This window comes from Geobacillus sp. LEMMY01 (assembly GCF_002042905.1).
In the GTDB taxonomy this organism is placed as follows: domain Bacteria; phylum Bacillota; class Bacilli; order Bacillales; family Anoxybacillaceae; genus Geobacillus; species Geobacillus proteiniphilus.
Genome location: NZ_MVKA01000030.1, coordinates 36036 through 47930, shown reverse-complemented (window position 1 = coordinate 47930; position 11895 = coordinate 36036). Strand labels below are relative to the sequence as shown.

Here is an 11895-nt window from a genome sequence, read left to right as displayed (position 1 = left end):
ATATCACACCCATCAAATACACAATGATTTGATATTGGGTCTTGATTATTTCGAGCAAATAGGCTAATAATTGAGGTAACAAAGCTTGTCACTCCTTTGTTTTGGCTGTTGAGTGTGTGGTTACCTCAATGATGGCCGAAAACAACGGGGGTGGCAAGCTTTTTTTCTTCCAACCGTTGAAACTCAAGAGAAAACCGTGAGTGTGGAGGATAAACTTTTGACAATACCCCCAACGGTCGGAGGATGTAAGGTATGAATTGCAAAAAGATGAGGAAGGCTACATTTTAACAGTTAAAGCTGATCCCGAATGGCTGAAGGATCCTAAACGTGTATACCCTGTTTATATTGATCCGAGCACTTCCATTCATGTGTCTGCCGATGCATTTGTGATGAGCGCCTATCCGACAACCAACTATAGTTCCTCATCAAGCAAGTGGGACTCCGCACAGGGACAATACGTTTTGAAAGTGGGTTATTATGATGGAACAACAGGCACTTGCTATGGCTTTTTGAATCAAGATCTATCGAGCATCAAGAATATGAACGTGACGAGTGCCACATTCCATGTATATGTCACCCATTCGTACTATGCAACGACACCAACAGGGTTATGGCTAGATGCTGTCAATGGCTCATGGTCAGCGAGTACGTTAACATGGAGTAATCAACCTTCCTCCACCAACATTGGCAAGGTCGATGTCGCAAGAGACCAGTGGGCGCAATTTGATGTCACGAATACGGTAAAAGAATGGGCATCCGGGACAAAGCCAAATTACGGATTGAAACTTCATACGAATGGCAATGGACAAACGTATTGGAAAAAAGTTGTTTCCACGACGAATAGCAGTTATAAACCATATTTGTCTGTTACGTATACGATACCCGTTCCCAATACGCCAACAGGAACGGCCTTCAGTAATGGGGATGGCACAGGATATATCAATTTATCATGGGATCCGGTTCCTGGCGCTACGGGTTATAAAGTTTGGATTTATAACGGGAAATCATATGAAGCGTTTGATGTAGGCAATGTTACTTCCTGGAGTACAAAAGGGAAAAAAATTTGGCCGACCCCTTCTGAAATTAGTGCTGGAAGATATGACCTGCATCAAGATCAGTTAGGGACGGAGTTGGCTGTCGATCCTTCCCCGGTCTATCGAAATTCAGGTGGAAGTTATCCAAACAGCAAGAACTACTGGTTCCGAGTCAGTGCCATTTTCCCTCAAGGCGAAAGCGCCATGTCCGGTGCGTATATGCCGACCATTCCGAATTTGGCAAAACCATCGGCCCCGACGGGGGTAAGTTATACAAACGGAAATGGAACCGGATATATCGATTTCAAATGGAATCCTGTGAGTGGAGCGACGGGGTATAAAATTTGGATTTTTAACGGTTCCTACTATGAATCGTTAGATGTCGGGAACGTCACTTCTTGGACAACGAAAAACAAAAAGTATTGGCCAACCTCCACGGAAATTCATGCAGGTAGATATAAGTTGCATTTAAACGATGGTCTTGGCACAGAATTAGCTGTTGACCCGTCCCCGGTTTATGCCAATGCAGGGACGAAATACGCAACGGCTACCAACTACTGGATTCGAGTCAGTGCCTATAATGCTCAAGGGGAAACCGTCTTTTCTGATGCGTATATGCCTAGTATTCCGGATTTGCCAGTGCCGCCAGCGCCTTCGGGGTTTGCTTACAGCAACCAATTAGGAAGCAACTCGGGTTATGTCATGTTAGACTGGGATAAGATTCCTGGAGCGACAGGGTATAAAGTGTGGATTTTCAATGGACTTTACTATGAAGCATTTGATGTAGGAGACGTGGACCATTGGACGACGCAAAACAAAGGAATTTGGCCAACGCCGGAGGAAATCCAACAAGGGGATTCCAGCACCTTAACGCTGCATCATGATGGAAAAGGATTGGAACTTCCGAAAGATCCTTCCCCCATGTATGCGAAAATGGGGACCAAATACGCGACAAGCACCAATTACTACTTCCGACTCAGTGCCTACAATGCGGATGAGGAAACCGTATTTTCCAGCAATGCATTGACGGTGAACATTCCGGAGGCGAATGAGTATTTAGGAAAAGAAGAGTACTGGTCCATCATTGATGTTCCGTATGGCAGCGTGAATGCCGCTACCGGTAATCTGATTATAGACGAAGACGATGTTTCGATTTCCGGAAGAGGACCGGGGCTTGAAATCACAAGAACTTACAATAGTTTATCCACATCGGTTGGATGGTTCGGAAAAGGATGGCATAGCGATGCGGAAATGAACATCGTTGCCCAAGGAAATGAAGCAAGATTGACGGATGAAGATGGCACGCTCCATATCTTCACAAAATTATCCGACGGCACGTATAAAGCCCCGACAGGTGTTTACTTGGAGTTAAGCGAAACAACCGATGAATATATCCTAACGACAAAAGATCAAACGAAAATTCATTTTCAAAAAAGTGATGGCAAGTTAACCAGAATCGTGGATGGACATGGGAATGCCACTACCTATAGTTATTCTAACGGAAAGCTCGTGTCGATCACCGATGCGTCGGGCAGAAAACTGAGCATCGAGTACACCGCAAGCGGAAGAATCCAGAAAATTACCGACCCAATGAATCGGACCATCACGTATGAGTATAACAACGACTTGTTAACAAAAGTAACCCAGACGGGCGGGGAAGTCACAAGATATGAATATGATGACCGTGGCCGTCTTGTGAACGTATTCGAGCCGACGCATACGGTGGAAAAACCGGTTGTCTATCAGTTCGTGTACGATGGCGACCGACTCAGCCAAGCGATCGATCCTGAACACCACGCGTATGCATTGAACTATGACCCGACAAAGCGGCAGTTGGTCGTGACGAAGCCAAATGGTCGAAAAACGCAATACACTTTTAACGAGGCAGCCAATCCGATTCAAATCGTCGATGATGCAGGCGGCTTGAATATTACCACCAACTATGTGTATGAAGGGAACAACCTAAAGGAATCGTACGATCCGAATGATGCGGGAACGACAACGCCGACGGAGTCGTATACGTACGATGCGAACGGGAATGTGCTGACCGCGACGGATCGTTATGGGACGGAAACCTATCAGTATAATCAACATAACAATGTCGTCTCCATCATCGATACGGAAAATGACAAGACCACCATTGCTTATGATGGCTTAAACCCGGTATCGGAAATCGATCAAGCGGCCAAAACGGCTTCCTTTGCCAAGTATGATGCATATGGAAATCTGATGGAAGAAAGTGATGCGCTCGGCAGTGCGGCGAATCTCATCGTTAATCCCAGCTTTGAACAGGGGATGACTGCTTGGAGTCTGACCAGCACCTATGATGCTGGGCAATGGTGGGAGGATGCGAATGTTGATCATGGATTGGCCGGGCGAAAGACATTAAAAATGACCGTGAACTCCACTTCCCCTGGCAACGAACTTGGCTACGTGGCGGCAACACAAGTCATTTCGGTGAAACCGAATACGACGTACACGCTGAGCGGGAAGATCAAAACGAATTTGACCAAGGCGAACGCGTTTTTCAACATCGAACAACTGGACAGCCAAAACCGCCGGCTGGCGTGGGTGGATAATCGCTACAGTTCATTATCCGGCATAAGGCCTTGGACAGAGCGGCAAGTGACGTTTACCACGCATTCCGATGCGGCCAAGGTGCGCGTCTATTTAGAAGTGGATCATCGATCGCCAACCGCATCCGGGGAAGCGTGGTTTGATCAGATTCAGTTGGAAGAAGCCCAAGTGTCTTCGAGCTATAACCCGGTCGCCAACAGCAGCTTTGAAGGAAGCTTGACCAACTGGAGCGGCATGGGCGGAAGTATAGATGGTACAGAATCGTTCGATGGGGCTTGCTCTCTTAAACTAACAAGAACCAGCACCACGCAGTCGGCTAGTGAATATAAGCAGACGGTGATCGTCGGTCAAACGTCAATCGATGCGCCGCTTCGTTTGACACTCACAGGCCTTTCCAAAGCGCAGGATGTCAAAGCCAGTGGCACAGTGAGCCCAAGCGATTATTCCATTACGGCTAAAGTATACTTTGTGGATGGAACGACCCAAACGTATACTGCGGATTTCCCTGCTGGCAATCAAGATTGGAACCGTGCCGCCGTTTCGATTCAACCTTCCAAGCCAATTGATAAAATCGACATATCCGCTGTCTTCCGCGGCAATTACACGGGAACGGTATGGTTTGACGCGATCCGGCTCATGGAAGGAAACGTGGTGACGAAAAACAAATACGATGCCAGCGGAAATTATGTCACGGAAGAAGTGGATGAAGAAGGTTATGTGGCGAAAAAGAATTATGATGCCGTTGGGAATCTATTAAGCGAGTACGATAAGAAAGGAAACAAAAAAGAGTACACGTATGATTTATCGGATCGCTTAAAACAGCTGTTGTTAGCGAACGGTACTTCCGTCAACTACGATTATGACTTAAATGGCAATATGACTTCAAAAGTCATTCGAACCAGCGACGGCCAGTCTCAAACATTTGCCTATTCTTATGATGCGGCCGGCAAACTCGTGAAAACCGTCGGTCCGCTCCATGATGTGACAACGAATGACTATGATGCCAACGGAAATAAAATCAAAACGGTTTTGCCGAAAGGAAACACGATTCAATGGACGTATGACGGGGCCGAAAGAGTCAAAACGGTTTCCTACAACAACGTCCCGTATTACGAATTTCGTTATGATAAAAATGGGAACGAACTTTCTGTCAAATATTTAAAAGACGGCACCACCAAAACGAGAACATTTGATAAAGCGAATCGGCTGGTGGAACTGTCGGACCGTGGCGGGCTGCAAAAATGGCTGTACCCAACCACATCGGATAAATTGCAGCAGTTCATGTTCTCTCATGGGTCCTTTAGTCAAACGATCCATTACCAATACAATGCCTTGGATCAAAATACCATCGTCCAAGATGGAACGTATACGTACCGCTTTGACTATGACGAGAGAGGAAACGTTCGCACCTTCACGACAGAAAATGGAGCTGGTTCGACCTTTACGTATGATGACCGCGGTCTCGTGGAAAGTCTTTCGGTCGGTACGGCGGACGGAAAAGAAATTTTATCGGAAACGTACCGTTACGATGAAAACGGCAACCGGACGGAAATCGCCACCCCGACCGGCGCGAAGACGCTCTATCGTTATGACGCCTTGGATCAACTAGTCGAAGAGCAATGGCCGGATGGAACGACGATCGCGTATACGTACGACGGATTCGGCAATCGCACGCAAGTCGTCAAAACGAAGGATGGACAATCGACGGCGATCACGGCCGAGTACAACGCGGCGAATCAGTTGATCCGTTTCGGCGGCGAGGCGATCACGTATGACGCGAACGGCAACCGATTGGAAGACGGCCAGTATCGATATGAATGGAACGAAGCCGACCAACTTGTCTCCATCACCCGAAAAGGCGAAAGCACGCCGTTTGCGACGTATCAATACGACGAAGACGGCCGGCGCATCCAGAAGACCGTGAATGGCGTGGTGACGAACTACCATTACCAAGGCGACAGCCTGAACGTCTTATATGAAACCGATGCGAACGGAAATGTGGTAAGATCGTATATATACGGAGAAAACGGTCAGCTCCTTGCCATGAAAAAAGGCAATGAGACTTACTTTTATCACTATAACGCCCATGGCGATGTCATCGCCCTGACGGATGCGCAAGGAAACATCGTGGCCCGTTATCAATATGATGCGTGGGGGAACATTCTTTCCCAATCCGGCGCATTGGCGGACGAAAATCCATACCGATATGCGGGATACCAATATGACCAAGAAACGGGTCTCTATTACTTAATTGCCCGATACTATCATCCAACGCATGGCGTGTTCTTGTCGCTCGACCCCGACCCAGGCGATGCGGATGACATCTTGACACAGAACGGCTATACGTACGCGAACAACAACCCAGTAATGTTGGTGGATCCGGATGGGCATTTCTTCTGGTTTGCGGTTAACGCTGGGTTTGCGGCGTATGATGGGTATAAGGCGTATAAAACCGGAAGAGGATGGATGTATGTCGCCAAAAAAACGGCTCTTGGCGCGGTTGGTGGGAGAAAGCTTAAACTTGTTAGAGGCGCAGGGAAGTATATTGTTAAGGTTGGAAGGCAGTACACAAAATCTAATTTCCAACTTGGCCGGCAGATGCATAAAAAATATATGGCTCATTTGCATGATGAATTAAAGGGAAGAATTAAAGAATATAAAGGGATAAAAGGTATTCGTCCAGATTTTGTGGACTTCAATACGAGAACGATCTATGAACTAAAACCGTATAATCCTAGAGCCATTGCTCGAGGGAAGCGACAGTTAAAAAAATATAAGCGAATGTTTGAACAAGAACATGGAGGAAAATGGAAAACAGTCTTGCATGTTTATTAAGGGGTGATAGAATGGATAAATCCGAGTTTGTAAAATATCTAGATAAGTTGTTTAAAGCCCACTCTTTTAAAAAGAAGGGGACCCAATGGAGCTTTAGCAATGACGAGATTATAAAAATAATTAAATTATCAAAATCAAATTATGGTAATTATTATCATATCGATTATGGGTTTATTATAAAAAACCTTGAGCTAGGCCGCCTTGTGATGCATATTTATCATAGACTAAGTTCCTTGGATCAGGGAGAAAGTATAAGAATTAAGGAGCTATTAGATTTTGAGATTTCTATCCCTGACGAAGATCGAAAGAACGAACTGAAAAAGTTTATCGAAAGGGAAATATTTGGAATGTTTGACAATATTCATACAGAAAAAGATCTGTTAATGGAACTAAAGAAACGCGATCATTTAAATGATATTCCATTACGAGTGAAAAAATATTTTGGATTAGAAGATGCCGATGAATGTTAAGATTTTTGAGTTTTGAATTAGAATGAAGTAATTAGGTCTATTAAGTATGCCAACCTTAGGAGAGTCTATATCTCTCTTAAGGTTTTTCTCTTTTTCAAGATAAAGAAGGCGAAAGCACGCCGTTTGCGACGTATCAATACGACGAAGACGGCCGGCGCATCCAGAAGACCGTGAATGGCGTGGTGACGAACTACCATTACCAAGGCGACAGCCTCAACGTCTTGTATGAAACCGACGCGAACGGCAACGTGGTGCGGTCGTATGTATACAGCGCCGACGGCCAACGCCTGGCGATGAAGCAAGGTGGCGCGGTGTACTTCTACCACTACAACGCCCATGGTGATGTCATCGCCCTAACGGATGCCCAAGGAAACATCGTCGCCCGCTACGAATACGACGCGTGGGGGAACCTTCTTTCCCAATCTGGCGGCTTGGCGGCGGAAAACCCATACCGATATGCGGGGTACCAATATGACCAAGAAACAGGGCTATACTACTTGATTGCCCGCTACTATCATCCCACGCACGGCGTGTTCCTGTCGCTCGATCCCGACCCGGGCGATGCGGATGATCTCTTGACGCAAAACGGGTATGCGTATGCGAATAACAATCCGGTTAGGTTTGTGGATCCGGATGGGCATTTTGCTTGGGCGATTCCTGTAATTATTGTTGTAGGACAAGCTATTGCAGATGGTATTGCAATAGGGGTAGGACTGCACATGGGGAAAAGTTTGCCCCTTAGAGGCCCTAAAAAAGGAAGCTTAACTTTAAGAGATAAGAACGGAAAAGTTATACAACGAAGATATTATGATAGTGGGGGAAGGGTGAAAAAGGACATGGATTATGACGATCACGGAAATCCGAAACACCATCCTTGGGAACCACATCGACATAAATGGAAATGGGACGGAAAAAAACCTAAAAGAGGAAAAGCAGAACCAATGAATAAAGGAAGGAGGTAAAATATGAGCTTAGAAAAATTAATAGAACTTATAGAAATTGGACATGATATAGAATTTATCTATATACATGCAACGAAAAAGTTTAACATATCATTGACGGAAAAGTCGCTTATCCACTTTTCGACTGGCGGTGACCGAACAATCACCCGCTTCACAGCCCCATACATGGTTCCGGAAGCGGCGTTGTTCGCTCGCCCGACAGTCGATCCAATCGCTCTGTAAAAACTACAAATGTTAAAGATTCAAATTGCATCTATATATAATGGTGAACGTTATTCAATAACGAATACTCAAGTGGGCATTTGCCTTACAAAGTCACGAGTGTTGATTATCCAAAATTAGACATACGCCTTCCATAAATTTGGGCATACTCAAACAAAGCAGCGGCCATCCCAGATTTCCAATCGAGAGGAAGCTGCCCAGAGAAAAAACGGCGAACAAACGAAATGAAGGAAAGAGAGACGTTCGTCCGTTTTTTGGTTTGATCATACAGCCATCGCAGCAACACATACGCGATGAACGCCGCAAACAATTGATGGTATACCGCATTTTCGGTGGTGCCAAACAAGGTTGGGACATTCAGATATTGCTTCACCCAACGGAAAAAGACCTCAACGGTCCAACGTTCTTGGTACATGTCGGCAATGGTTTCCGGAGACGCATGGAAGAGGTTCGTCACGACCCGAATGTCGCGGCCATTCGCATCTCGAAAGATCACCACCCGGTGACGCTTGGTCGAGCGGCATTGTTTCGTCCCCAACTGGCACGTGAAGTCGGCTTGAACCGATGAGGATGTGCTGGAAAGGCGTTTCAAGCTTTTTTTCTGATGAATTTCGATGTTGTCCTTCATCCGAATGACAAAGAGCTGATGTTGCTCCACAAATCGATCGAGGCGTTCGATTTTGAAATACGCCCGGTCTTCCACCAGCACTTGTTGAGCATTCGTCAACTGTTCTCCCACCGGGCCATCATGACGCAGCCCGGTCGTTTCCACCACGTCTGCCGGCAACGAGGATTCCGGCGAATACGCGACGTGCAGCTTCACTCCGGCGCGTTCGCCGTGATACGGMGCCCATGGGAGGCGGTTTTTCCCGACCGTGACGGTCGTCGAATCCACCACCCGAAGCGGTTTGGGAAACCGAAGCGARCGGCGGGTTTGGCGGTTGCACTTGGAAATGATCAACGCCAACAAGCGTTTCATGATGTCATAGGGAACTTCTTTCGCTTTCTTGGATACTGTGGAATAATGGAATCGCGGCAATCCATACAGAGGCCCCACGTCRGCTCCATGGCGAAAGCTTTTCCATTGATGCATGGCGGCCAGCRGGAAGAAGTGAATCAACTCGCGCAACGTAAAGGTTCGAGACGAATCACGATACCCAACCGCTTCGGCAATMAGTTGAATCTCTTCATCCGAAACAAGTTTTTGCATCAAATTCGGGAGTGTGGTATGCTTGTTCATAGAGAGCACCTCCTGGGTTTGTTTGTGTCGCTACTCACATTCTACAGGAAAGGTGCTCTTTTTTCTATACCCTTTGGATTTTATTGGATAATCAACACGCCTGGATATAGATATTATTCTCATGAGTTTTGGTGGAAGTAAAGATTCACGTATATTAAAAGAAGCTATTAAGAAAGCTGATTCAGAAAATATTACTCTTATTGCATCTACTGGAAATACTGCTCTATCAAACAACTCTATTACATATCCCGCAAAATACGAAGAAGTTATTGCTGTAGGGGCAATAACTGAAAATAACGAGAGGTGGGTTGGCTCTAATACTGGAAAAGAACTCACGGTTATGGCACCAGGACACAAGATATTAAGTACATCTATAGACGGTAACTATACTATAAGAAGCGGTACATCTTTAGCTGCAGCTCATGTTGCCGGAGGCCTAGCATTACTCTTAAGCTATAATCCTTTATTAGATAATAAAGATTTAAGAGAGATAATCATACAATCTTCTATCAAAAAAACTCCTGACGGATATAGGATCTTCAATTTAGAAGAGGCTTTTAAGATATGTAAAAATTCAGAAAAATAGCACAAATATATGTATAATAATGGTATAATTTATATATAATTCATAATTAACTAACTTAGTTGAGGAGGCGAGACAACTTGAACTTTAAAGTTTTTTTATCTAGTTTGATTGCAATTGTAATGGTATTTACAGCAGTAAGTCCTTCCGTCTTATATGCAGAAGAAGCAGTAAAAGAAATATCAGTAACAGAAAATAGCGAAGATACTTTTTCAAAAGAGTTACAAACACCAACCTATGAAGAAGTTATAAATCTTGAAAATAATGAAGTGGAAATAATTGCTGAGCAAGCTGCACCAGCTACCATAGAACAATTATCCGAATACTATAATACTAATTTACTGTAGATGAGCATTTTTCATTACAATAATTTCCATGGTTAGAGAGACAAACAGGGAACCCCTTAGGCGATACGGAGCTGTTTTTTGATCACATCAATGGGAATATCTTGCTTTGCAGCGTCATAAATGAACTCTATGACGCTATGGCCTTTCCGCGATCGAAGAAGCTCCAATCCGGTGGAGAGGTCTTGCTGGGATTCCGCTATGCTGTACACGCAAGCCAACAAAACGGTCACCCAATACCGTTTGACCGCCCGAATGTGGCGGACGCGGTACCCATCGAGCTTCAGCTGGTCTTTTGCCTGCCGGAAAAAGCATTCGATCGACCAGCGTTGGGCATAGTAACGCAAGATGTCTTCGTCCCCGAGCTCCCGGTCGGGGCTCAAGACGCAATGGAGATGTTCCGGTGTCATCGGCTGATCCGCCTTCCAAGCCAGCAGCACCACCGCGTCATCGAGGCCATGGATCGCCCCCTCATAGCGATACACGCGGCAACGCTCCTGACCCACCGTGACGAGGCGGGTGTCTTTGGGCTCGATATAGCGGGCGAACTGCTTGGCTTGGATCGCAATGCCTTTCGGATAAAGAATCCGGTTCGTCTTGAGCATCGCGATGACATGAAATCCCTTGCTCAAGCAGGCTTCGATGAGCTTTTTGGACGGGTACCACGAATCCATGAGCACATACACCGGCCGATCCGGTTCCACCTTGAGTGAGGAAAGCATCTCGATCGCCAGGTCGATTTTGCTCCTTCCCGCCTTCTTGTCATACAGGCGGAACGCAAATGGGAACGCCTGCGTGAAGGTGTGCACCATCAGCCAAACGAGCGAATGCCCCCAGACCGATTGATGATCTTTGTGAGAGAAATGCCAACCACACCCTTGAATGGCGTGYGTWGCCCGTGACGAAGGCTTCGTTTTTTGGCAAATGGTATCATCAATCGAAACAAAAAGGGGTTGATTCTCCCGTTTGGCGATTCGCTTGATGCGATGAAGGATCCATTGCTGGAGTTTGCGAAGCAACGTCTCTTCATCCCAAGGGCTTTTCGTGAAAAAATGGCTGAGCGTTGTTCGATGATTGGGATGAAAACTCCAGTGATGGAGATCCGTCAGCGTTCCCGAGAATCCCTTGGTGGTCAAGGCATCGAYGATATGAACGAGATGCTTCAGAACCGGCTTCGAGAAATGCAATGCCAACCCCAATGCGAAGAAAAACTTGTGGATTCCTTGATGATGTGCTAATCTATTCATGAGACATGAACCTCCTTGTGAATGGTTGGTTAGCACATCTATTTTAACCAAGGAGTCCGGTTCATGTCTCCTTTTTTGTTTGGTTGTCAATTTATGTTAGTGAATTTGCTCATCTACAGTTCTTACTACGAGAAACAAAATCAAAAATGTATTTAGCCTTTTTAAGGTTATCCCGTGATTTAAGGGATAACCTTTTTATTGTACAGTGAAGACAGCGGGCGCATCCAAAAGAATGTGAATGGCGTCATTACGAATTATCATTACCAAGGGGATAGCCTAAACCCGAGTTCGACAGTTTTGAGGTCATTTTAGGCAAATGGAAATGACCAAAATGCTGTTATATCAAGGGTTTCGTGATGCGGATCCTAGGAAAAAACGCTG

At 45.7% G+C, this 11895-nt stretch carries 6 protein-coding genes and 3 pseudogenes; 6 read left to right on the top strand and 3 right to left on the bottom strand.

What is annotated here, in order from left to right; all coding sequences use genetic code 11:
* Positions 1 to 82: pseudogene (locus B1A75_RS20805) on the bottom strand (transposase); the annotation flags it as partial.
* Between the two features lie 151 nt (positions 83 to 233).
* Here B1A75_RS20805 and B1A75_RS14505 point away from each other — a divergent pair.
* From B1A75_RS14505 to B1A75_RS19975, 4 genes and pseudogenes are all read left to right on the top strand, one after another.
* Positions 234 to 6446 (top strand): annotated as a pseudogene (locus B1A75_RS14505) (DNRLRE domain-containing protein); the annotation flags it as partial.
* A gap of 11 nt (positions 6447 to 6457) precedes the next feature.
* Positions 6458 to 6916, top strand: coding sequence for a DUF4304 domain-containing protein (locus B1A75_RS14500; protein ID WP_176202425.1), 459 nt, complete (start codon positions 6458 to 6460; stop codon positions 6914 to 6916).
* Between the two features lie 101 nt (positions 6917 to 7017).
* Positions 7018 to 7878, top strand: a pseudogene (locus B1A75_RS20800) (RHS repeat domain-containing protein); the annotation flags it as partial.
* A 3-nt stretch (positions 7879 to 7881) separates the two neighbouring features.
* Positions 7882 to 8100, top strand: coding sequence for a hypothetical protein (locus B1A75_RS19975; RefSeq protein ID WP_176202424.1), 219 nt, complete (start codon positions 7882 to 7884; stop codon positions 8098 to 8100).
* Positions 8101 to 8206: 106 nt separating this feature from the next.
* Here the strand turns inward: B1A75_RS19975 and B1A75_RS14490 are convergent, their stop codons facing one another.
* Entirely contained in the window at positions 8207 to 9340 is a 1134-nt protein-coding gene (locus B1A75_RS14490; protein WP_079936413.1) for an IS4 family transposase, read from the bottom strand.
* Positions 9341 to 9440: 100 nt separating this feature from the next.
* Here B1A75_RS14490 and B1A75_RS14485 point away from each other — a divergent pair, with 100 nt between their 5' ends.
* Both B1A75_RS14485 and B1A75_RS14480 read left to right on the top strand, forming a co-directional pair.
* On the top strand, positions 9441 to 9926 hold the full coding sequence (locus tag B1A75_RS14485; RefSeq protein WP_368483959.1) for a S8 family serine peptidase: 486 nt from the start codon (positions 9441 to 9443) through the stop codon (positions 9924 to 9926).
* 77 nt (positions 9927 to 10003) lie between these two features.
* A complete protein-coding gene (locus B1A75_RS14480) occupies positions 10004 to 10270 on the top strand; it encodes a hypothetical protein (protein WP_079936411.1) in 267 nt (88 codons plus the stop codon).
* 56 nt (positions 10271 to 10326) lie between these two features.
* Here the strand turns inward: B1A75_RS14480 and B1A75_RS14475 are convergent, their stop codons facing one another.
* Positions 10327 to 11514, bottom strand: coding sequence for an IS701 family transposase (locus B1A75_RS14475; RefSeq protein ID WP_139761741.1), 1188 nt, complete (start codon positions 11512 to 11514; stop codon positions 10327 to 10329).
* Positions 11515 to 11895 lie beyond the last annotated feature (381 nt).

What these genes read in the sequence shown, in the direction of transcription:
- B1A75_RS14500 (WP_176202425.1), top strand. Translation starts at nt 6,458, where the DNA reads ATGGATAAATCCGAGTTTGTAAAATATCTAGATAAGTTGTTTAAAGCC.
- B1A75_RS19975 (WP_176202424.1), top strand. Translation starts at nt 7,882, where the DNA reads ATGAGCTTAGAAAAATTAATAGAACTTATAGAAATTGGACATGATATA.